General features: G+C 44.4%; 21 protein-coding genes. 4 read left to right on the forward strand and 17 right to left on the reverse strand.

Annotated elements, in window-relative coordinates:
- Window positions 1–66 precede the first annotated feature (66 nt).
- From fabF to yceD, 8 genes are all read right to left on the reverse strand, one after another.
- Window positions 67–1311 (reverse strand): beta-ketoacyl-ACP synthase II, encoded by a 1245-nt coding sequence (gene fabF, locus VIB_RS08800; protein WP_040904872.1) that lies wholly within the window; start codon window positions 1309–1311, stop codon window positions 67–69.
- An 87-nt stretch (window positions 1312–1398) separates the two neighbouring features.
- Window positions 1399–1635: an acyl carrier protein gene (acpP, locus tag VIB_RS08805; protein ID WP_000065130.1), complete on the reverse strand. Its 237-nt coding sequence runs from the start codon at window positions 1633–1635 to the stop codon at window positions 1399–1401.
- Between the two features lie 233 nt (window positions 1636–1868).
- A complete protein-coding gene (fabG, locus tag VIB_RS08810; protein ID WP_040904873.1) occupies window positions 1869–2603 on the reverse strand; it encodes a 3-oxoacyl-ACP reductase FabG in 735 nt (244 codons plus the stop codon).
- Between the two features lie 26 nt (window positions 2604–2629).
- Window positions 2630–3553 (reverse strand): ACP S-malonyltransferase, encoded by a 924-nt coding sequence (fabD, locus tag VIB_RS08815; RefSeq protein WP_004395599.1) that lies wholly within the window; start codon window positions 3551–3553, stop codon window positions 2630–2632.
- Between the two features lie 75 nt (window positions 3554–3628).
- The gene (locus tag VIB_RS08820) at window positions 3629–4579 is read right to left on the reverse strand and encodes a beta-ketoacyl-ACP synthase III (RefSeq protein WP_004395600.1); all 951 of its coding nucleotides are present in this window, start codon (window positions 4577–4579) and stop codon (window positions 3629–3631) included.
- A 5-nt stretch (window positions 4580–4584) separates the two neighbouring features.
- Window positions 4585–5610 (reverse strand): phosphate acyltransferase PlsX, encoded by a 1026-nt coding sequence (gene plsX / locus VIB_RS08825; RefSeq protein ID WP_004395601.1) that lies wholly within the window; start codon window positions 5608–5610, stop codon window positions 4585–4587.
- Window positions 5611–5621: 11 nt separating this feature from the next.
- Window positions 5622–5792 carry a 50S ribosomal protein L32 gene (gene rpmF / locus VIB_RS08830; protein WP_004395602.1) on the reverse strand — a complete coding sequence of 57 codons (171 nt, stop codon included), beginning with the start codon at window positions 5790–5792 and terminating at the stop codon, window positions 5622–5624.
- Between the two features lie 31 nt (window positions 5793–5823).
- On the reverse strand, window positions 5824–6348 hold the full coding sequence (gene yceD, locus VIB_RS08835) for a 23S rRNA accumulation protein YceD (protein ID WP_040904477.1): 525 nt from the start codon (window positions 6346–6348) through the stop codon (window positions 5824–5826).
- 217 nt (window positions 6349–6565) lie between these two features.
- Between yceD and VIB_RS08840 the strand changes: the two genes are divergently transcribed.
- Window positions 6566–7147 carry a Maf family protein gene (locus tag VIB_RS08840; protein ID WP_040904479.1) on the forward strand — a complete coding sequence of 194 codons (582 nt, stop codon included), beginning with the start codon at window positions 6566–6568 and terminating at the stop codon, window positions 7145–7147.
- A gap of 61 nt (window positions 7148–7208) precedes the next feature.
- Here the strand turns inward: VIB_RS08840 and rluC are convergent, their stop codons facing one another.
- Window positions 7209–8156, reverse strand: coding sequence for a 23S rRNA pseudouridine(955/2504/2580) synthase RluC (gene rluC / locus VIB_RS08845; protein WP_040904874.1), 948 nt, complete (start codon window positions 8154–8156; stop codon window positions 7209–7211).
- A gap of 610 nt (window positions 8157–8766) precedes the next feature.
- On the opposite strand from rluC, the gene rne reads away from it, so the two are divergent.
- Window positions 8767–11910 carry a ribonuclease E gene (rne, locus tag VIB_RS08850; RefSeq protein WP_208855680.1) on the forward strand — a complete coding sequence of 1048 codons (3144 nt, stop codon included), beginning with the start codon at window positions 8767–8769 and terminating at the stop codon, window positions 11908–11910.
- Window positions 11911–11998: 88 nt separating this feature from the next.
- On the opposite strand, the gene VIB_RS08855 is transcribed toward rne, so the two are convergent.
- The 7 genes from VIB_RS08855 to hinT form a co-directional block, all read right to left on the reverse strand.
- Entirely contained in the window at window positions 11999–12754 is a 756-nt protein-coding gene (locus VIB_RS08855; RefSeq protein WP_004395608.1) for a DUF481 domain-containing protein, read from the reverse strand.
- Window positions 12755–13024: 270 nt separating this feature from the next.
- Entirely contained in the window at window positions 13025–13564 is a 540-nt protein-coding gene (gene ycfP / locus VIB_RS08860; RefSeq protein WP_040904480.1) for an alpha/beta hydrolase YcfP, read from the reverse strand.
- An 86-nt stretch (window positions 13565–13650) separates the two neighbouring features.
- A complete protein-coding gene (locus tag VIB_RS08865) occupies window positions 13651–14520 on the reverse strand; it encodes a phosphotransferase (RefSeq protein ID WP_004395610.1) in 870 nt (289 codons plus the stop codon).
- 22 nt (window positions 14521–14542) lie between these two features.
- Entirely contained in the window at window positions 14543–15133 is a 591-nt protein-coding gene (gene lpoB, locus VIB_RS08870) for a penicillin-binding protein activator LpoB (protein ID WP_040904483.1), read from the reverse strand.
- Window positions 15134–15159: 26 nt separating this feature from the next.
- Entirely contained in the window at window positions 15160–15549 is a 390-nt protein-coding gene (locus VIB_RS08875; protein WP_040904485.1) for a YcfL family putative periplasmic lipoprotein, read from the reverse strand.
- Window positions 15549–16970 carry a COG3014 family protein gene (locus VIB_RS08880; protein WP_004395613.1) on the reverse strand — a complete coding sequence of 474 codons (1422 nt, stop codon included), beginning with the start codon at window positions 16968–16970 and terminating at the stop codon, window positions 15549–15551. Before VIB_RS08880 ends, VIB_RS08875 begins: the two co-directional genes overlap by 1 nt.
- Entirely contained in the window at window positions 16970–17320 is a 351-nt protein-coding gene (hinT, locus tag VIB_RS08885) for a purine nucleoside phosphoramidase (protein WP_004395614.1), read from the reverse strand. The genes VIB_RS08880 and hinT overlap by 1 nt, the downstream gene beginning before the upstream one ends.
- Window positions 17321–17682: 362 nt before the next feature.
- Between hinT and VIB_RS08890 the strand changes: the two genes are divergently transcribed.
- Together VIB_RS08890 and VIB_RS08895 are read left to right on the forward strand one after the other, a co-directional pair.
- On the forward strand, window positions 17683–19674 hold the full coding sequence (locus VIB_RS08890; protein ID WP_004395615.1) for a methyl-accepting chemotaxis protein: 1992 nt from the start codon (window positions 17683–17685) through the stop codon (window positions 19672–19674).
- A 270-nt stretch (window positions 19675–19944) separates the two neighbouring features.
- A complete protein-coding gene (locus tag VIB_RS08895) occupies window positions 19945–21105 on the forward strand; it encodes a DUF1887 family protein (RefSeq protein WP_004395616.1) in 1161 nt (386 codons plus the stop codon).
- Window positions 21106–21272: 167 nt separating this feature from the next.
- Here VIB_RS08895 and fadR read toward each other — a convergent pair whose 3' ends face one another.
- On the reverse strand, window positions 21273–22112 hold the full coding sequence (fadR, locus tag VIB_RS08900) for a fatty acid metabolism transcriptional regulator FadR (protein ID WP_004395617.1): 840 nt from the start codon (window positions 22110–22112) through the stop codon (window positions 21273–21275).
- Window positions 22113–22427: the final 315 nt, after the last annotated feature.

A 22427-nucleotide genomic window follows, 5' to 3' on the forward strand; every position in this document is an offset into this window, starting at 1 on the left:
GAAAAAATAAACGGCCTAATGCAAAGCACCAAGCCGTTTAAACTCAAACTCAATCAGATAGATTAATTATACGCGTTTAAAAATCAGTGAACCGTTGGTACCACCGAAGCCAAACGAGTTGCATATCGCATAATCCATACCTGATACTTTACGCGCCGTATGGGGCACTAAGTCTATCTCTAACCCTTCTTCTGGGTTATCAAGGTTAATGGTTGGTGGAACAATTTGGTCAACCAACGACATGATGGTAATGATCGCTTCAACAGAACCTGCTGCACCGAGCAAGTGACCCGTCATTGATTTGGTTGAAGAGACTAATACTTGTTTAGCGCCTTCTTCACCTAATGCTCGTTTGATGCCTTTTACTTCCGCGACATCACCGGCCGGAGTTGACGTTCCGTGAGCATTAACATAACCAATTTGAGTCCCTGTGACTCCAGCATCACGCATCGCGGCTTCCATCGCTAGAGCGCCACCAGAACCGTCTTCACTTGGTGAAGTCATGTGATAAGCATCACCTGACATACCAAAACCGACCAACTCAGCATAAATTTTAGCACCACGAGCTTTAGCGTGTTCATACTCTTCAAGCACAATCACACCAGCACCATCACCCAATACAAAACCATCACGATCTTTATCCCAAGGGCGTGAAGCTTTTTGTGGTTCATCATTGCGAGTGGATAACGCTTTCGCAGCACCAAAACCAGCCATACCTAAAGGTGTGGAGGCTTTTTCTGCACCACCCGCAACCATGGCATCGGCATCACCGTAAGCAATCATCCGTGCGGCATGACCAATATTGTGCAATCCAGTGGTACAAGCGGTTGAAATTGCAAGATTTGGACCACGTAAACCACGCATAATAGAAAGGTTACCTGCAACCATGTTAACAATGGTTGAGGGAACGAAAAATGGGCTAACCTTACGTGGACCTTTTTCGATTAATGCCTGATGGCCAGATTCAATTAACTCAAGACCACCAATTCCCGAACCAATGGCGACACCAACACGTGGCGCATTAGCTTGCGTAATTTGCAGACCGGAATCGTCTAGAGCTTGAATACCCGCAGCAATGCCATATTGGATAAAAAGATCCATTTTTCTGGCATCTTTTTTAGACATATACTCTTCGCAATTAAAGTCTTTGACTAGACCTGCGAAACGAGTTGAGAAATTTGTAGTATCAAAGTGCTCAATATTAACAATACCACTTTGACCAGCTAGCAGGGCTTTCCAAGAAGATTCTACAGTGTTGCCTACTGGTGACAACATACCCATGCCAGTGACAACGACACGACGCTTGGACACGATCATATTCTCCGGGATAGAAACATTCTATGAGAGGGATAGATGACTAAAAAACTCAGGCGGCCAGAGGGCCGCCTGGGGAGAACATTACTGAGCGTTGCTGGTCACGTAATCAATCGCAGCTTGAACAGTAGTGATTTTCTCTGCTTCTTCGTCAGGAATCTCAGTATCAAATTCCTCTTCAAGAGCCATAACTAATTCAACAGTGTCTAGAGAATCTGCACCTAGATCTTCAACGAAAGAAGATTCATTTTTTACTTCTGCTTCGTCTACACCTAGCTGTTCAACGATGATTTTCTTTACGCGTTCTTCAATGTTGCTCATGTTTTCTTTTCCTTTACAGATTTCGCCTAATGCGATGATTCCGTAGTTTATTCGAACTAGTGAAAGTTGCAAGGGGGACCTTGCTGGTCAAACCACAAATTTACCGATTTTAACCGAAATTCACACCATTTTTGACATAAATCATGCACAAATGTTGCGCACCTAAAAACCAACTGTTAAGAAAAGTCAGCATTTATTGACGACTGTCGCTTAACTTCTCCAAACACTTGGCATTAAACCATGTACATTCCGCCGTTGACGTGCAGAGTCTCACCCGTAATGTAAGCTGCTTCATTGGACGCTAAAAAAGCCACTGCAGAAGCAATTTCATGAGGTTCACCCAGACGACCCGCTGGAACTTGCGCTAGTGTAGCAGCACGTTGCTCATCATTCAGCGCTTTTGTCATATCTGTGGCGATAAAACCTGGTGCAACTGTGTTCACAGTCACACCACGGGATGCAACTTCACGTGCCATCGACTTGGTAAAGCCAATTACGCCCGCTTTTGCCGCTGCATAGTTAGTTTGTCCAGCATTACCCATGGTACCAACAACCGAACCGACATTAATGATTCGACCATGGCGTTTTTTCATCATGCCACGTAATACCGCTTTCGATAAGCGGAAAATCGACGTTAAGTTGGTATCTAAGATATCCATCCACTCTTCGTCTTTCATACGCATCAATAGGTTATCACGTGTGATACCGGCATTATTCACTAAAATGTCGATGCTGCCAAACTGTTCATTGATCGCTTTGAGTACCGATTCGATCGATGCAGGGTCAGTCACATTCAAAGCAAACCCTTTACCCTTCTCGCCTAGATAAGTACTGATTGCATCTGCGCCACTATCGCTGGTTGCTGTTCCAATCACGGTTGCACCGCGTGCGACAAGCACTTCTGCGATTGAACGACCAATCCCACGACTTGCTCCCGTGACTAGAGCGACTTTACCTTCAAGGCTCATGAATTCATTCATGTTTGATTCCTACTTTATTGCACAGCTTCGAATGAAGCGCTATCGTTTACGGCTACCGCATCCAGTGTTTTCACTATGCGTTTGGTTAATCCAGTTAACACTTTACCTGGACCAACTTCAATAAGTTTTTCAATCCCTTGGTCACTCATGCTTTGTACCGCTTCTGTCCAACGTACCGGATTATAAAGCTGACGCACAAGGGCATCTTTAATTTTTGCAGGATCCGTTTCAGCCAGCACATCAACGTTATTAATGACCGGAATTGATGGGCTATTAAACTGAAGTCCAGCGAGCGCAATGGCTAATTTTTCTGCGGCGGGTTTCATTAATGCACAATGCGATGGCACTGACACTGGCAAGGGTAATGCTCGCTTGGCACCCGATTCTTTGCACAGTACACCAGCACGTTCAACAGCCTCTTTCTGCCCAGCAATCACGACCTGACCTGGGGAGTTAAAGTTTACCGGAGAAACAATTTGACCTTGAGCGGCTTGTTGGCACGCGTTGGCAATCGCCTCATCATCAAGACCAATGATCGCATACATTGCTCCCGTGCCAGCAGGTACAGCCTCTTGCATTAATCGACCACGTAATTCAACTAAGCTGATCGCCTGCTGAAAATCAATCACCCCCGAGCATACTAACGCAGAGTATTCACCTAAACTGTGTCCTGCTAAGACTTCAGGTTGAGGCAAGTTCAATGACTGCCACACACGCCAAATAGCAACCGATGCAGCAAGGATAGCGGGTTGCGTACGATGAGTTTGGTTAAGATCTTCTGCTGGGCCTTGTTGAACTAATGCCCATAAGTCATAACCTAATACTTCAGAAGCTTGGCTAAACGTCTGTTTTACAACATCATACTGTTCACCAAGCTCCGCAAGCATACCGATTGCTTGTGAACCTTGGCCTGGGAATACAATAGCAAACTTGCTCATGTTCTTTCCTTAACCTAATAAAATGGATAAAGAGTCAAGCGACTCTTCAACGTCAAATAAGTGATTGGGGAGCAATCAGAATTTAACCAAGGCAGAGCCCCAAGTAAAACCACCACCAAACGCTTCTAACAGCAATAACTGGCCACGTTGAATGCGTCCATCGCGCACCGCTTCATCTAATGCGGTTGGTACCGTTGCAGCTGAAGTATTACCATGGCGATCTAACGTCATCACAACTTGATCTAATGACATAGAAAGTTTCTTTGCAGTAGCAGAAATAATTCGATAATTGGCTTGATGCGGCACCAGCCAATCTAATTGCGACTTATGTAAATTATTCGCCGCTAAAGTATCTTTGACTAATTTTGATAATTGAGTCACGGCGACTTTAAACACTTCGTTACCGGCCATATGCAGCCACTTATCAACATTACCGCCACGCTCAGGCACTTCAAGACTGAGTAACTCACCAAACTCACCATCGGCATAGATATGAGTTGATAAGATACCGGGCTCTTGACTAGCACCAACCACCACCGCTCCTGCCGCATCACCAAATAAAATAATGGTTGAGCGGTCGGTTGGATCGCACGTTTTCGATAATGCATCCGCACCAATCACCAGTACTTTTTTACACATGCCTGATTTAATGTGTTGATCAGCAACCGACAATGCATACACAAAACCAGAGCATGCTGCAGCCAAATCAAAAGCTGGACAACCTTTGATCCCGAGCTTAGCTTGAACCTGACAAGCAGAAGAGGGAAAAGTATGACTGCCGCTCGTCGTGGCAACAATAATCAGATCAATCTCATTCTTATCAATTTGCGCCATTTCGATGGCTTTTTCAGCAGCATAAAATGCCATATCGGCGACGGTTTCGTTATCAGCGGCAATTCGACGCTCACGAATCCCCGTCCGGGTCACAATCCACTCATCATTGGTATCTACCATTTTCTCTAAATCTGCGTTAGTACGCACTTGAGATGGCAAGTAGCTGCCAGTACCTAAAATTTTGCTATACATGAAGACTAATAATGCCTCTCGAGTAAAACCGCTTCCAAACGATCGCTTATGCGGCTGGGGACTTGTCGTTTCACTTCATGAACCGCTTCACCTATCGCATTGACGACTGCGGATACATCGGCACTTCCATGACTTTTAATGACTATGCCGCGTAATCCTAGCAAACTTGCGCCGTTATACTGGTCGGGGTTCAAGGTTTTTAATTCATAAAACAGTTCAGAAAACACTTTTCGGGCAATCCAACCCTTTATGGATGAGGCTAAAAAGAGATTTTTTAACTTATCAATAAAGAGTTGTGCAGTCCCTTCACAGGTTTTTAAACAAACATTACCGACAAATCCATCACACACCACAACGTCGGCGGCATCCATCAATAACTGATTCCCTTCAATATAGCCAATAAAATTCACCGCTTGAGTTTGCTTTAGCAGCTGTGCACAACGCTTAACCAGATCATTACCTTTTATCTCTTCCGCGCCAATATTTAAAATCGCCACGCGGGGGGAACGTTGTAAATGTTGCTCAGCCAATGCCGATCCCATCACTGCAAATTGAAACAGGGAATCAGCATCACTAGAGACATTCGCACCAAGATCCAATAACCACGTTTTACCACCCGATATCGTGGGTAAAGCGGTTACTAATGCCGGACGCTCAATCCCAGGGAGAAGCTTTAATCGAAAACGTGAGAGTGCCATCAGCGCGCCGGTGTTACCAGCACTGACACAAGCATCCGCCTGTTGTTGAGCGACCAGATCGATAGCCAAACCCATTGAACTGTCATGGCTATGGCGTAATGCTAGTGAGGGTTTTTCTGAGTTAGCGATCACTCGATCACTGTGCACAATACTCAAACGAGGATCGGGTTGGTAACCTAGTAAAGATAATTGCTGAGTGATCGCGCTATGATCACCCACTAATATCACTTTTAGCTCTGGGAAATGCGACAGTGCCTGCACGGCGGCAGGCACTGTAACGCGAGGACCGAAATCCCCGCCCATTGCATCAAGTGCAACGGTTAGATTTTGCAAAGGTCACAACCTTACTTGTTGATAACCTTTTTGCCACGGTAGTAGCCTTCAGCGGTTACATTGTGACGTAGGTGAGTTTCACCTGAAGTTGCATCTACAGATAGTGCAGCTGAAGTTAGCGCATCATGTGAACGACGCATACCACGCATTGAACGTGATTTCTTGCTCTTTTGTACGGCCATTGACCCTACTCCTGTGTTATGGATTGAAGATTTACTTCTTCAAACTTTTTAAAACATCGAATGGATTCGGCTTATCATCCAACACTTCGTCGGGGATCTCACCAAACACCAAATTGTCTGAGTTAACGCTACAATCCGCTTCATCGTGCATCGCTACTTGGGGTAAACCAAGAATGAACTCGTCTTCAACTAACTGAATCAAATCAATCTCACCGTACTCGTTAGGATCTACCAAATCGTACTCATCCGGTGCATCTTGCTCACTTTGCTCACTGTAGTAAGGAGTATAAGTAAACTCAATGGTGCATTCATGTGCAAATGCTTGATTACAGCGCTGACACTCTAAATCAACTTCGATGTTAGCTTTACCAGAGATAACAACCAGTTGCTGTTCATCCATCCCAAATGACAATGAGACTTGTGCGTCGCGTTTTACGCCATCAACTGACTCTTCTAAGCGCTTTAAAAGACTGGCTTGAATGATACCATCATAATCCAATCGTTTTTGAGCGGCTTTTGCCGGGTCAATCGTTCGCGGTATTTTTACCTTTTGCATAGGGCGCGAATATTATCTTCCAAAATTGTTTTAGTCAAAGAAAAAGGCAAAAAAGTTGCTATGCCTTATTTCGCTATTGGCTTAAGAAGCACGTTACTATTGTATGATAAATACAGGATTAATCCGTCGTAAGGTGTACCATATCGCTCACTTTACTTGAGACGATCTGCCAGTTTCCGGTATGCTACTCATACACTGAAGACAATTGTAAATCAAAATGCAAAATTACCAACTAGTTTTGGCTTCAACCTCACCTTATCGACAACAATTACTAGAAAAACTGGCTATTCCTTTTGTTACCGCTAGTCCTGATTGTGATGAGACACCGTTGACTGACGAGACACCAGAACAGCTGGTGATGCGCTTAGCGACCAACAAAGCGCGCTCTTGCCAGCTATCATCACCAAGTCTAGTGATTGGTTCAGATCAAGTATGTGTTATCAATGGTCAAATCATTGGAAAACCATACAACCGAGAGACAGCGATTCATCAGTTACTGCAACAAAGTGGTCAAACCATCACTTTTTACACTGGTCTCGCGCTACACAATACTCAAACCGAACAAACGCAAGTCACTATCGATACTTTTAAAGTACACTTTCGTTCGCTGACACCAGATATGGTGGCTCGATATGTCGATAAAGAGCAGCCTTTCTACTGCGCTGGGAGCTTTAAAAGCGAAGGACTGGGGATTGCTCTATTTGAACGTTTGGAGGGGGATGATCCCAATTCATTAATCGGTTTGCCACTGATTAAGCTAATTAAACTCTTAGAAAGTGAACAGATTAGAGTGATTTAATCATCGAACGAATCTCACCACGACAATACACACCGAGGCGAGATTCATCCCCAAAAAACCATCAAGCTTGGCGCATTTGTCCTAATGCACGTTCTAAGGACGCGTCCAATGGTGCACTGATATCCATTTTGTCTCCTGTTGCGGGATGCATAAATTGAATATTGGCAGCATGTAAAAACAGTCGATTAATGGAAAATTGACTCACGTAGGCGTCAAATCGGCGATCACCATATCGGTCATCCCAAGCGATGGGATGACCCGTATATTGAGTGTGTACACGTATCTGGTGCGTTCGCCCTGTAATCGGGCTTGCTTGAAGCAAAGTTGCCTGGGCAAACTGTTCGAGCACTCTAAAACGAGTTTCTGATGGTTTACCATTAGGGTTTACCCGAACAATACTATTAATCTCATTTTTTAATAATGGTGCATTGACCACTTTAACATTCGCAGGCCAACGCCCCATCACCAATGCAAAATAGTATTTTTGTACCGTTTTCTCACGAAATTGCGCTTGTAAATGACGTAAGGCCGAGCGCTTCTTAGCGACCAATAGAATACCAGACGTGTCTCGGTCAATACGATGGACGAGTTCTAAAAAACGTGCCTGTGGACGCAATGCCCGCAAAGCTTCAATTGCGCCAAATTTTAAACCACTACCACCATGTACTGCCGTTCCAGAAGGTTTATTGAGAATCAAAAGATGATCGTCTTCATAGACGATACACGCTTCTAGTTCAGCAACGCGATTAAGCTTGATACTGGGTGCGGCCGGTTCTGAGTCATTGACCTCCATCGTCACCGGAGGAATACGGATGCTATCGCCTGCGGCCAGTTTATACTCAGCCTTAACGCGCTTTTTATTAACTCGCACTTCTCCTTTGCGCAAGATTCGATAAACCACGCTCTTAGGAATATTTTTTAATTGGTTACGCAAAAAATTATCAATGCGTTGACCAGCCATATCTTCATCGATATCGACGAACTGGACTTGGGTTTTAATTTCGCTCATAACCGCCATTTTAACCTTAATTGGCGGAAAATCACCTTTTTCTTCACAGGAAAAAACTACGTTTACGATAAATGCCACTTCAAACTGGCGAAAATAACAGCAAATCTTCGTTACACCTTGAAACACCTATGACAGTGAATCAAAGAATCACAAAGTTATTGACGTTTTTCGTGACGTAGACCTCGCGAACTGTGATCTTTTTGTACAGACCGTTAAAAAAATAAGGAGTTTCTTACAATGCCGATTGCTGAGTTTAGCAGTCACTGCTATAGTTCACAGCTGCAAAGTATGAAAGGTTTGGCATGTTGTTTAGCCTTTTATTCCTTGCAAAAATGTGAGTAGTTCTCTGACTATTGATGTGCAGCATATGGCGTAAGACACGATTGATAGCGGTTTTCTTGTTGTTCTACTCCTCGCCTTTTCATGTTGAGTACCTACCGCCACCGCGCGGTTCACAAGCAAACGTATGCTTGTGATAACTGAAGTGCCCTCAGAGCATCCCCTCCAGCCGGGAGGCTGTAATCAATAAGCCATGGGATCTGGCACCGTGAAAACGAAATACAACAACAAGAATAATAATCAAAACAAAGAAAAGATAACGAGATTTTAAATGAAAAGAATGTTAATTAACGCAACTCAAAAAGAAGAGTTGCGTGTCGCTTTGGTTGATGGCCAGCGACTGTTTGATTTAGATATTGAAAGTCCTGGACATGAATCCAAAAAAGCCAATATCTACAAAGGCCGTATCACTCGTATTGAACCTAGTCTCGAAGCTGCATTCGTTGACTATGGTGCAGAAAGACACGGTTTCCTCCCTCTTAAAGAAATTTCCCGCGATTATTTTCCTGAAGGTTACACTTACCAAGGTCGTCCAAGCATTAAAGAAGTGCTGCGTGAAGGCCAAGAAGTAATTGTTCAAGTTGAGAAAGAAGAGCGTGGCAGTAAAGGCGCAGCCTTAACCACCTTTATTTCATTAGCCGGAAGTTATTTAGTTCTTATGCCCAACAACCCTCGTGCTGGCGGAATTTCTCGCCGTATCGAAGGCGATGAGCGTACCGATCTAAAAACAGCATTAAGCACCTTGGTCTTACCACAAGGTATGGGACTTATCGTCCGTACTGCGGGAGTCGGAAAAAGTGCTGAAGAACTGGAGTGGGATCTGAATGTTCTCCTCAATCATTGGAGTGCCATTAAGCAAGCCTCTGAGTCCAACCCAGCGCCTTTTCTCATTCACCAAGAGAGTAACGTCATTGTTCGTGCGATCCGTGACTATTTACGTCGTGATATTGGCGAAATCCTCATTGATAGCAATACCATTTACGAACGAGCGCTTGAGCATATCCGTCTTATTCGCCCAGACTTTGCCAGTCGCGTAAAGAAATACGACGGTGAGGTTCCGCTATTCAGTCACTTCCAGATTGAAAGCCAAATTGAATCGGCCTTCCAACGTGAAGTTCGCCTGCCTTCTGGTGGCTCGATTGTTATTGACCCAACCGAAGCCTTAACGTCGATCGATATCAACTCGGCTCGTGCAACCAAAGGCAGTGATATCGAAGAGACTGCCTTAAATACCAACTTAGAAGCTGCGGATGAAATTGCCCGTCAATTGCGTCTTCGCGACTTAGGCGGCCTAGTGGTGATCGACTTTATCGATATGACACCAGTTCGCCATCAACGTGAAGTTGAAAACCGTTTACGTGAAGCCGTGCGTTTAGATCGCGCTCGCGTACAAATCGGGCGGATCTCTCGCTTTGGTTTGTTGGAAATGTCTCGTCAACGTTTAAGTCCTTCTCTAGCAGAAGCCAGTCATCACATTTGTCCTCGCTGCTCAGGCACTGGGGTTATTCGTGACAATGAATCACTGGCATTATCTGTACTGCGCCTTATCGAAGAAGAAGCACTAAAAGACAATACGGTTCAAGTTCTTGCCGTGGTACCTGTTTCAATCGCGTCTTATTTGCTGAATGAAAAGCGCCGCTCGATTAACCATATTGAACGTAATCAAGAAGTGAAAATCACCATTGTCCCTAACTCGGATATGGAAACGCCACATTTTGAAGTGCTACGTATTCGTGAAGGCGAAGAGCAAGAGATTCTCTCTTACTTGATCCCAAATAAACTGGAAGCAATGAGAGAAGCCGAAGGGAAAGAACTGACTGACGCTGAAATTAAACCTAAGCGTATTGAAGAGCCAGTACTGAAAGGTTTTGCTTCTCCAGCCCAAAATGCACCGGCACCGAGGGTTCAAGTAGAAACAGCGCCAGCAGAACCAGTAACAGAAAAGCAGCCGACACTTGTCAGCCGTTTCTTTAAAGCACTATCAACGCTATTCAGCTCAACGTCTGAAGAAGTGAAAGAACCCGTTGTGCCCGCTCAAATAGAAACGAAACCCGCACAACCTCGTCGTGAGCGTAATGAACGTCGCCGTAATCCGCGTGATAAGCACAATAAACGCAAAGCGGATGACGTGGTTGAAAAGGCAGACAAAGAATCAGCAACACCTGCACCACGTAAACAACAAGATCGCAAACCTGCCCAAGAGCGTCCTGAGCAGCCTCGTCGTAATAAACCACAACGAGACAACAACCAATCGCTCAAACTTCAAGAGCAAGGTCGTCAACTGGCTGAAGAAGCACAAAAAGAGGCCGTTCCATCCCCTCGTGCCGACAAAGCCATCACGCCAGACATTCAAGAAGTAAAACCAGCGGTTGTGAAAGAACGCCGTCAACGTCGTAAGTTGGAGAAGTCGATTCGTGTTAAGGATCAACAAACTTCAAATCCTGTCGTTGATGAGTCGATAGTGTTAGCGCCTGATGCGGAACAAGCAATACCAACACTGGTTGACACCACACCATTAGCAGCTATTGAAAGCCCAGTCGACCAAGAGCAAACCAGTCATGCTGATGCTCAAGATCAAGACGAACAGAAACAACGCCGTAATCGCCGTTCACCTCGCCACTTACGTGCCAGTGGACAACGTCGCCGTCGTGGTCGTGATCGCCGTCCAAACCCTTTCCGCTTACGTAAAGGAGGAGTGGCATCGCCTGAAATGGCAATGGGTAAAGTCATGCCGCGTTATGACCTTGCTAAACCACATGGGCAACAGCATCAAGCAGTAGCAACGCCAACAGAGGTAACGACCCATCAACCGTCTGTTGATGTCAATACTGAGGCTTCGCCAGTGACACCAACTGTCGTGCTCGGTGGATTTGCTTTCCCAGAAATGGCCATGGGTAAAGTGATCATTCGTCGTACTGAAACAGACGTTGTATCACAAGATGCGCTAGTCACGACCGTCGATAGTCAGCAAAGCGTTGTTGAGCAGCCTATAACAAGTGAAGCAACGCCTGATGCAGAAGTGCAGATTATTGTCGCTAGCGAGTCAATAGAGACCTCTGTTGAGAGCATAGAACAGTGTGCTCCACAATCAGAGACACAAAATGAGACCGTTGAAGATCTACAAGAGCCATTGGTGATCAGCGATACGGATATTGAACCTGTGATTGTTGAAACCGATGACTTATTACCTGAAGAAGCACCGATTGTCATTAACGCCCCTACGTTAACCAATCATGCTCGCAAACAAGGTTATGCGTTTGCTCCAATGGCAAAAGCCCCGGGTTCAGCAGACTTAAAAGAGATCAATGTCGTGGCAGCTCCAGTCCGTGACCAACGTTATCAGCCTCAAGGTGCTGGTAGCCAAGCTGCACGTACACAAGCAGCGGCAGGCATGACCAAACCTCAGTCTTTCTAACTCGTTATACCGATTAAAAAGGCGTCCTTATTAAGGACGCCTTTTTTATTAGTTAACTAACCACTCGTCAATCAATCTCTGTGACAAACTAAAAAGCATAGCTTAAACTAAGCGTACTATAAATTTCATCGCGGCTCTTTCCTTTAGCAACCGTGCTGTTATTGATGTACTCCGTATCAAAAACCAAAGCTAAACGTTCAGCCAATTTATTGGATAATGAGCCTTTTATGCTCGTCGTTGTATTGCTATCACCATAATCGACTCGCGCTGACGCACCAATCGCTAAATTTTGGCTAATCGCACTTTGCGCTTGTACAAATGCATTCGCAATCCATTCATTATCACTACGTGAACCCTGCACCGTCGAAGAAGGCTGACGTACCGAATGACGAAAACCTGGACCTAAACCTAGATCCACTTTAGTGGTTTCTGTATCCAGTAATGTCGCCCCAAGTCCTCCAACTGCTAAAGCTTGATGACGATAGGTCGCATACTGATCATGCTCATACTTACTATTACCAAATACGAATAAGTGCCGGCTGATATCATGTTTAATATCGTAAATAAGGCGATACTTGTTCGTACCATCATCATTACTGTCAGATTTATAGGAATAAAAGGTCGCTAATGCTAACTGCTGTCGCCATTGCTCCTGTTGATATTTAACCAGCGCACCTGAGTTTACCGACAGTGTTGATGCACTATTTTTAGAATAAATAAACCCAAGCTTAGCATCACCACTCCATGGGCTTTTTGTATCGGTAGCGTCTGCTACAGCAAAACTAGAAGTCAATAATCCGATCCAGAGTGTACTCAATGAAAATGGAATCGTGTGTTTCATCATCAGCGTTTATCCGTTCATTAATCGAAATAAACGGTCACTCTAACAAACCTATTGAATACCTAAGTAAGAATTATGTTAAAATCTTTCTATATTCATCGACTTAACATAGATCATTATTGTTTTACATGCGTCATTCTCTTGATGGTAAATACGCTGCTTTATCGCTATCTCTTGAGCGTATGAAGGATAATTTCAGATCACCATCAAAATTGATTACATAAAAAAGCAGCCATATAACTGGCTGCTGAAATCAAGGTTCATCGAGAATCATTAAGCGTTTTTGAACGCTTTGATAGCCTGTAAATGCTGAGAGATTTTTTTGAATTTGTGTGGTTGCTCTTCATCCCATACAATCGAATAATAGGCTTGTAACTGCTGTTCCGTTTGCTGGTTATCTAAAACTGCATCCTGTCGTGATAAGAAAACTAGGCAGCGGCCTTTATTTTTCATGCGATACTGCTCAACACATTTCGTGGCAATATCTTCATACTCTTCTGGCCTGTCAATTTTTCCTTGCATATTGCGTTCTGGGTGCAAATTGGGGTTAAACATTACTTGCTTAATACCACACAGAAAACCTATTCGCTCAGCCCAATATCCGCCTAATCCAACACCGCAAATCAGTGGATGGGGATCATCTGAACGTTCAATCGCGCGATGCACTTCTTTTAGTAAATGCTGCATATCATGCTTAGGATGTTGTGTGCTATAGCTGATAAAGTGCACATCATCATCAATAAATTGCAGTTGTAAAATTTTCTCGTGATTGCCCGGACTGGTTGAATCAAATCCATGTAAATAAATAATCATACGCTTCCCCCACTGCTTTGAATGTTTAATCTACCACGAAAGCTAGGGATTAAAATGTTATCTACTGCATTATTCATGACTTCAACTCAAGCTTGCTGAGAAAAAACCGCTAACGTTTGTTGTAATTTAACCGCTTGCTGCAAATAAGAGTCATCGCCCCAAAGCTGAAATGCGAGTAAATACCACAACATCGCCATCAATTGGCAGCGAGGTTGCCACATTTTTACACCAGCAATCCATTCATCAACCTGATCGATCTGACGATAGTGGCAATAACGAAATACAGATTCCAATAATGGCAGCTCACTCGCTTCAATCATCAAAGCAAGATCCAAACGAGGATCAGCAAGAGTGGCGTATTCCCAATCGATCACTCGGTAGCCTATATGGGTTTGAATAATGTTGTAACCAGCAAAATCGAAATGACACAAACTCGCAGGTATTGACGAGCAACTCGGTGCTGATCGCCATTGATGATAGAGGGCTTCATACTCGGCACTCTTCAATTCATCGGGTAGCTGCAACCAATAGTGATCGACACGTGCGGTGTAATTAAAAGGGGCTACGGGTAGACGAGTTACCGAGGTTTGATGGATCTTGGCGAGCAACGGAATTAATGAGTCACCGGGCAAGCCTTCCATCAACGCTTTACCCGCTACCCATTCAACCAATAATCCTTGATCATTAATGGTGATGGCTTTAGGTCCGAGCTGTGTTTGCTCTATCGCTTTTAGAATTTGATATTCTTGAAAACGAGAAATAGCGAACGCTTTAGTGATTGTGGTAACGGGCCGCCACACATAGTGCTGATCAGCAGAGTGTTCAATCCGCCAACAGCGATTGGTTAGACCACCGACTAGGGTTTGTGCATATTCTGGAGGAGAAGGAAAAAAGTGAGTTAATGACGCTAACGTCGTATCCAGTCGACATGCTTCACGCCACGACATTTTCGCCATCACTCACCTCATTACTGTATACTTACCAACCAAATAAGCTTCTAGACTGCTGTTTACGTATTTCTGTTTCATCAGCCCACTCAATCAAACCCGTTCTCAAGTCCATTAAGCGCATGGTCATTTTGTAATAGACATCTTTATCATTACCGGCACTTTTAACAATGCTTGATAAGTTACCGTACAGCATGTATTGCGCACCGACCATTTGTCCAAATTGAATCGCGGAACGTTGGTCAACCAACTCATCGGTATTTTGGAAATTCAGTTGCTTACGTACCGCTTCAACACGATCCATATCGACAAACCGGAATTTACCTGAATTGAGCATTTTGGTACTAACAGTGTCAGTGATCGATTCAGTATCAATATGCTCACTGGTTTTATTCTTAATCCGTTCCACAAAGACGATAGGACGTGCATCGCGAGTGATCGCTGCTACGGAGCCCGACATCATCATGCTATCGACCATCTCTGCCGCGATTTTTTGTAAATCCGTAGAACCAAAGTCGACAGTTACTGTTTCCACCGCTTGTGCATCACCATAACTGACTCGGTTCGAACATCCGCCCAATAAAACCGCGACACCAAGCAGTGCAATTACACTCTTTCTCATGTTGTTTCCTCAATTCATCTGATCAATTAATTATTTAACTCACGGATTTGTAATCGAAACTGCGTTCCTTGCGGATTAACTGACACTTCTGACATGGTGCGTTGTTCACCACCACGTAACATCAGTGCCTGCCAAGTTCCCGGCTGTGGATTAACTTCAAGCCCATTATCATCATACCAATAAAAACGATATTGAAGATGTTGATCACCGCGATAACGACTGAGTACTTGTACTACGCCTCGAGTATGACCATGAGCTTGAACGGTTTTAATCTCTTCTATTTGTACTCTTCCCGCCAGCACATTATCAGCAAATAACACCCGTTGACTCATACCATCAACTCGCATACCGGCGGTATTACTGGCACAAGCCGTTAGAAAAAAGAGCGCCAATACACTTACTATGATTGTTTTCATCATAACCTTCCTAGTTGTCGGTGCCAGATGGTGGCTTTACTTCCTTGCCGAGAAACCCACACTAAAGTCGTACCGCCTTCTGGCACATTAAAGGTATAGCTTAGACCATCAGAAGTCAGAGTTTGCTCACCTGATTTTACGCTATGATGCGTCGCATAAACACGACCGGGCAAAGTTATCCAACTTCGAGTGTCCGGTTGCTCCGTTAACGTATTAAACACATTCAGCAAAAGGCTACTCACCCCATCACCCTGTGTACTCTCTTTACGAATTTGATCTTTGGCAACCACCCGCAAAGCTTGACGAACCACCATACTCGGCATACGTTCGGAGAGGTCATGCCTTGCCATCAAATTAACATCGGTCAGTAAATCACTTGGTAACACTTGTTGATTTAAGAATAGTGGAGAAAAACGCGTCGGTGCGGCTGTTGGATAATAAGGTAATGCCAAAGAGTATAATACCGTATTCCCCCGCCGATCCGAGAGAGGGAGTGTCAAACGCCAATTCTGTCTCGCATCAACAATCCCCTGCTCCTCAATAATAATCACTTGACCTTGCTGAGCATGCAGCGCTGTTCTTTCACCATAGCGTTGCGTCAGTTGAGATAAATGCTCATTCATACCTAAACGCTTCGCGACCCGCATCGTACCATCAATCACGGCACGATTGGATGGCACCACCGCTAATGCTCGCCGATAATCAACATAAGCACTGTTTAGGTCATCAGCGGCTTCATACAACAACGCCGACACGTACAACAGATAACCACTCTGTACTGCTTGTAGTGTCTCTCCTGCATCCGGGTATTGCGCTAAAATACTGCCAATATTGGGAGTAATACCACTTGCTCGTAACTCTTTCTGTGCTTTTTCTAATTGCGCTTGACGGTTTTTACGAGCTTGCTCTTGTACCTGATTCGCGCGACGCATTTCAACCAATGCACTTTCTAATTGATTACTATGCAGGTAGTTCAAGCCCAAATAAAGGTGTAAAAAACCGAGCTCATAATCAGCAGGCGTATATTCTTGCAAGTTATCATTGATAGCCAATGCACCAGCACTGCTTGCTGTCGCACTTAATGAAATAACGGCTTGATCTTGCTGACGTTGAACAGCCGCATCAGATAAGGCGAATGCCGAACGACTCTGTTCAAATTGCTCAGCAAGTAAATAAACCCGCCCTTTTTCGAGATTATCTAAAATATCACCAGCGACATAATCCGATAACGTTGCACTAGCTTGAGCATAATCGCCCTCTTTTACGGTCTGATGTAATCGAGCATTTTGCGCACTGTAATGGCTAAATAAGTTGCCAGCGGTAAAACTAGCACAAGCGCTCAGTAATACGCAGACCGAAAGCAAACCGCTGCGCAGCAGATAAACGTTCACTCGGTGCTTTCTCCCCCGCAAAGTCAGCATCAACTCATCAACAGCGGACCTAAAGGTCGGCCACCAACCAAATGCATGTGAATATGGTAAACCTCTTGACCACCGTGTGCATTACAGTTGACGATCAGACGATAGCCATCGGCTGCAATTCCTTCTTGCTTAGCTATTTTTTTAGCCACGGTAAAAAGACGCCCTAAGGCTAATTCATCCTCATCGGTCACATCATTCACAGTCGCAATCAATCGGTTAGGGATAATTAAAATATGGCTTGGTGCGCGTGGATTAATATCGCGAAATGCGGTAACCAGTTCGTCTTGATAAAGAATATCAGCAGGGATTTCTTTACGGATGATTTTGCTAAATAGGGTTTCTTCAGCCATGACATACTCCATTAATCGAGATGAATAAAATCGTTTCCGTTGAGTATGCGACAAGGGACGATAAAGCTCAATACAAAACACGGCCCACTTAACAGAATGGCTTTCAACTACTTACGCAACCGACGTTTTGTTGCCCGGATCATGAAATGCGTGTGTCATTATCAATACAATACTGACTAATTTGTTAATTTTTTATGACTGCCATTCATGCCATTTATTGTTGCACGTCAAACACGAGAAAGGTCACCCGATTGACAACGTTCAATCATACTAAGGGGCTGCGAGTCTGACGAAGAGTACAATCTTAAATGGAATGAATCTTGTTGAGTCATTTTGCTACAAAGTACTTCATGGAGAGAAATATGCAAGGTTCTGTTATTCGACGAATGTACGCAGGCTTTACACTGATCATTATCATGTTCGCCATTACCGTGACCATCATGATGGACAGCATGCGTCAGATCCACCAAAATTTCGAAGGTGTAACGAGTTCGGTATTACCACTGGTCTCGTTATCTAATCAAACCAGTGTCCAGCTCCTTTCTGCGGATAAATCGTTTAAAGATTTTTTGACCACCCAAAATGTTGAGCTGATGAATCAACGCCGTCAGGAATTTACTCAAGCACAAAGTGAATTCCAGCTCTTGATTGATAAACTAGCCGCAGCGAGCGCTCAACATTCGGTACTCGAAGAGCGGATCAGCGCTTTACGAGAACTAGAACAACGCTACTTCAATGAAGCCTATTTAGCGATGACCAACTATCAAGCGATGTTTGATGCGCAGGCTAAAGTGCAGCAATCGACTCGTGACTTTCAACGCCTGCATTCATCACTCAGTGTTGGTATGAGGGAACTGGTTGATCAACAAACCAGCGTATCGATAAAGATGATGGCGAATGGTTATTTTATGCGCCTAAGGGATGCCGAGCTAATCACCTCTGATGCCCTAGCAAGTTCAGATCGAGAGTTTGTCGATAAATCTCTCGCCAGAAATCGGCGCGCAGTCTCTCAACTCAATGATGCATTCAGAGGCCTAGCGGCTCAATTACCAGAACTTAACCGAAATTTTAGTGAATCTATCCAACAGTTCACTCTAGATGTAGGTCATAAAGGTGGCGTGCTTGATCAGCATAATGAGTATCTACAAGCCCGCTATGCTCTGTATGATAATATTGCCAACCTAGCGAAGGATGTCGATAACGCCATGGTCATTTTAGACTCCTTTAACCAAGCAGCAACGCAAGATTTAAATCATGCATTGTATGATGCGGGAGAAGTGTATGACTCTGGCGTCTATCGAGCGATTGCGATCGGTTTATTGGTCACTCTATTAGCCGCGGGGATTGGCTATCATATTGCTCATAGTGTAAGAAGCCCACTTAAATATATCCTCACAACCTTAGAAAGCTTAACCCAAGGCGACATGACCAAACGTATTGAAGTTCGCCATCATAATGAATTTGCTCGAGTGAGTTCGCACATTAACTCTTTAGCGGATAATCTACATGATATCCTAATGAAGCTGAACACCGCATCCGATGATCTCACCCTGACCGCAAATACTAACCAATCAACATCACAACGTGCGCAAAATAAACTCAATAGCCAGCGTGAGCAAACCGCGAATGTTGCGACAGCAATGACCGAAATGGCTCATTCGGTACAAGAAGTGGCGAATAATGCGCAAAACTCTTTGCATATGGTCCAACAAGTAGAAAGTGCGTCAGAATCTGGACGACGGATCATGAATGACAACATCACCACTATCAATCAACTTGAATCGCGCCTGACCGATTCTGTCAGTGCCGTCAGTGAACTGCATAAAATGAGCAGTAAAATTGGCTCGATTTTGGATGTAATTCGCAATATCGCCGAGCAAACGAATCTGCTCGCATTAAATGCGGCTATCGAAGCGGCACGCGCAGGAGAACAAGGACGGGGCTTTGCGGTTGTCGCAGATGAAGTGCGTGTATTAGCGCAGCGTACTACGCAATCGACGTCTGAAATTGAAACCATGATCAGTAATTTACAATCCAGTTCAAATACGGCCAGTAAAGTGATTGAGAGCTGTATGCAAGATATGGATCAATCGGTAGAAAAAGCTTCAACGGCCAATAGTGCCATGGAGGAGATCCAAGCTCTGATCATCGAGATTAGCCAAATGAGTACCCATATTTCCCAAGCGGCACTCGAACAGAGTGAAACCACCAGCTCAATGGCTCGCAGTATTGAAGACATTAATCATATTGCCGATGAAAGCTATCAAGCGATGAGTGAAATCGCCCAAACCAGTGCGAATTTAACCCGTCTAGCCGAGCAACAAGGACAATTGGTACACCGTTTCACCTTGTAATTTATCCAACCATTATGCCCTGAGTTTTCAGGAACCACACCCAGCCCCGTGAACATAGATACAGCTTGTGAATGGGGCGCTTACTCATACCCCCAGCTAAGCGTATTGTTCTCTCGCGTTGGGTTAGCTCTGTGTCAAAACTGCGCTTCTCTGGTACTTTTATTCACTCTTCTGGTTGTTTTTTCACTGCCTCACCGTTATATCAACACAAAGGCTTGCACACTTCTTATTTCCCCTCTCCACTTTGCAAGCCACACATGAGGATTATCTATGGCCGTTCATGTTGGCATTATTGACCAAGACCCCGTGCGTTTAGTCACCCCCTTACTCGACAATCGGACCATCAGTCGGCACATTGTGTTTATTGGTGACGACTCTCAGCGCCGTCTGTTTTCTCGCTTAAGTACCGTTCTGGATCGGCGTAAGATCACGTCAGAATTTTTTGAAATCCCTGCTGGTGCTGAGATAGCCAAAATAAAAGCCGCAATTCGACAACTGGCAGAAAAACTCAAAAATCGTAAAGAAGATGTAAAATTGAATGCCAGCTGTGGACTTCGTCATCGCTTACTGAGTGTGTACGAGGTATTTCGTACTCATCATTGGCCTATTTTTGTCGTTGAACCCAGCAGCGATAGACTTTGCTGGCTCTATCCAGAGGATGCTGGCGATACACAACTGCAAGATAACATCACCATTGCCGATTATCTGACTATCTTTGGCGCTCGAGGTGAGTTCAGTGAATACCATTTATCGCCTCAGCTCGATCTAAAACTGCACGCTCTAGGACAGCGTTGGGCAAGTCACGCACTGGAACTCGGTCCCGGTCTGGCTACGCTCAACTATCTGGCGACCACGTGCCGAAAAGAGCAACGTTTGGAGGTTGAATTATCAGAAAAGCAGCAAGGCTATCGAGAGTTAAATTTATTGCTCGATGATTTGGTTGACAGTGGAATTGCCACTTATCAACAAGGGATACTGACGTTTGTCAATGAAGATGCACGTCGCTTTGCCAATGGCGAGTGGCTAGAAACCTTAGTCCATAGTACAGTAAAACAGATCCAACACGACCTACCCACTATTCAAGACTGCTCTCTTAATGTACAAGTCTACCGTCAGCTTGGGGAGCGAGAAGTTCGTAATGAGCTAGACGTCGCCACCGTAGTCAACAACAAACTGCACATCATTGAATGCAAGACAAAAGGCATGCGCGACGATGGTGATGACACCCTCTATAAACTGGAATCTTTGCGTGATTTACTTGGCGGCTTACAAGCGAGAGCAATGTTGGTGAGTTTTCGTCCACTACGCCATAACGATATTACTCGAGCAGAGGATTTAGGCTTGGCTCTTATCGGCCCGGATGAGTTAAAGGATCTGAAAACTCATCTTACTCGTTGGTTTAAAGCCGCCGGAGGTGGAGAGGCCGTATAATCTCTTATCGACGACTAGCAGGCGTGAGATGGCAGTAAACCGTCCGGTGCATCAACGCTCAGCAAGATGATGATTCCTCGTTCAATAGTGCATCATGAACGATTGAACGAGGAAAAGGGTCATACTCGAATGACTTGGAGTTGCAGCTTCAAGTAGGAAGGGGATAACTAGTGATCATCTTCGGTAAAGTTCGATGGTAACGTCATCTTCATTTGATTCCAAATCTGCGCACTAGCAATACCATAGTGGCGAATCACATGAGGCAATTGCTCAAAGTTTTCAGTCTGACACACATCCAGCAACTCACGATAAAACGCAAGGGCAAGTTGACGAGCCTCAGGATTAGAAAAATAGTAGCTACCAACACGGTCATACAGCTTCTTAACCCCATTAAAGATCAAGCCATAAATTTGATTGCCCGAATGGAAAGCTAAACGTTGAAAAAGCATGTAATCATAGAAGTTGAACGTTTTAGCGATCAGGGCATCTTGACGTTTTTCTTCATCTTTCTCACCATCTTCTTTGATGTGCTGCTTGATTTTTTCAGCATAAGGCGAAGAGGCAATAAACGCATCCCAACTTTCAGCATTCAGCAGTGCTTCACTGCACTCAATCACATTACTGATCGTTCTTGCCGAGCTCTCTTGATTGTTTTTAAATGCATAACGCATAAAGATTGGGCTGATGTTGGTCCGTGCCGCTAACAGATCCTCAACGATACTGGTGGCATTTTCCGCATCCAATGTCATCAAGGTATCTAATATATGCAAACCTGAGGTTTCCATAAATTGATTCACTTTGGTCGGTTTTCCATGTTGAATGGTTAACCATCCATCACGAGCCAGACGCTGTAAAACCTCACGTAAAGTGGTTCGAGTAACGCCGATAAGTTCTGATAATTCACGTTCTGCGGGTAAAATTGACCCAGGAGCAAAGCGGCCATTCCAAATGCTTTCGATGATGTATTTTTCTGCAAAACCCGCTGGGCTTTTTGCCTTGATAACCATTAACTACTTATCCAGTGTCTGTTGATTTGCGTCGAATAGTACTCATCATACCACCAGTTGTCATTCAGCGGAAACAAACCCTCAGTAAACTTACATGAGCTTTTCTTGGAGTGATTACTCTATTTTTTATGGCAAGGTTTTATTAGTCTTGTCGTATAACTACGATTTTTTCAATGTAACTTACCAAAAACAAAGCGTTAAAAGCCGTGCTACTATATTTACTCTCCAATCCCCATCCTCTACTCTTATCCGTCTCTATCCTCAACGACTGAAAACGCCAACGGCGAAGCTGCTGCGCACATCATGTCATCAAGG

It is taken from the genome of Vibrio metschnikovii CIP 69.14 (assembly GCF_000176155.1).
Lineage (GTDB): Bacteria > Pseudomonadota > Gammaproteobacteria > Enterobacterales > Vibrionaceae > Vibrio > Vibrio metschnikovii.

Bases quoted from the DNA above. Each gene is read 5' to 3' on its own strand.
- acpP (WP_000065130.1), bottom strand. From the start codon at position 1,635: ATGAGCAACATTGAAGAACGCGTAAAGAAAATCATCGTTGAACAGCTA.
- fabG (WP_040904873.1), bottom strand. From the start codon at position 2,603: ATGAGCCTTGAAGGTAAAGTCGCTCTAGTCACGGGAGCAAGTCGTGGG.
- fabD (WP_004395599.1), bottom strand. From the start codon at position 3,553: ATGAGCAAGTTTGCTATTGTATTCCCAGGCCAAGGTTCACAAGCAATC.
- VIB_RS08820 (WP_004395600.1), bottom strand. From the start codon at position 4,579: ATGTATAGCAAAATTTTAGGTACTGGCAGCTACTTGCCATCTCAAGTG.
- rpmF (WP_004395602.1), bottom strand. From the start codon at position 5,792: ATGGCCGTACAAAAGAGCAAGAAATCACGTTCAATGCGTGGTATGCGT.
- yceD (WP_040904477.1), bottom strand. From the start codon at position 6,348: ATGCAAAAGGTAAAAATACCGCGAACGATTGACCCGGCAAAAGCCGCT.
- VIB_RS08840 (WP_040904479.1), top strand. From the start codon at position 6,566: ATGCAAAATTACCAACTAGTTTTGGCTTCAACCTCACCTTATCGACAA.
- rluC (WP_040904874.1), bottom strand. From the start codon at position 8,156: ATGAGCGAAATTAAAACCCAAGTCCAGTTCGTCGATATCGATGAAGAT.
- rne (WP_208855680.1), top strand. From the start codon at position 8,767: ATGAAAAGAATGTTAATTAACGCAACTCAAAAAGAAGAGTTGCGTGTC.
- VIB_RS08855 (WP_004395608.1), bottom strand. From the start codon at position 12,754: ATGATGAAACACACGATTCCATTTTCATTGAGTACACTCTGGATCGGA.
- ycfP (WP_040904480.1), bottom strand. From the start codon at position 13,564: ATGATTATTTATTTACATGGATTTGATTCAACCAGTCCGGGCAATCAC.
- VIB_RS08865 (WP_004395610.1), bottom strand. From the start codon at position 14,520: ATGGCGAAAATGTCGTGGCGTGAAGCATGTCGACTGGATACGACGTTA.
- lpoB (WP_040904483.1), bottom strand. From the start codon at position 15,133: ATGAGAAAGAGTGTAATTGCACTGCTTGGTGTCGCGGTTTTATTGGGC.
- VIB_RS08875 (WP_040904485.1), bottom strand. From the start codon at position 15,549: ATGAAAACAATCATAGTAAGTGTATTGGCGCTCTTTTTTCTAACGGCT.
- VIB_RS08880 (WP_004395613.1), bottom strand. From the start codon at position 16,970: ATGCTGACTTTGCGGGGGAGAAAGCACCGAGTGAACGTTTATCTGCTG.
- hinT (WP_004395614.1), bottom strand. From the start codon at position 17,320: ATGGCTGAAGAAACCCTATTTAGCAAAATCATCCGTAAAGAAATCCCT.
- VIB_RS08890 (WP_004395615.1), top strand. From the start codon at position 17,683: ATGCAAGGTTCTGTTATTCGACGAATGTACGCAGGCTTTACACTGATC.
- VIB_RS08895 (WP_004395616.1), top strand. From the start codon at position 19,945: ATGGCCGTTCATGTTGGCATTATTGACCAAGACCCCGTGCGTTTAGTC.
- fadR (WP_004395617.1), bottom strand. From the start codon at position 22,112: ATGGTTATCAAGGCAAAAAGCCCAGCGGGTTTTGCAGAAAAATACATC.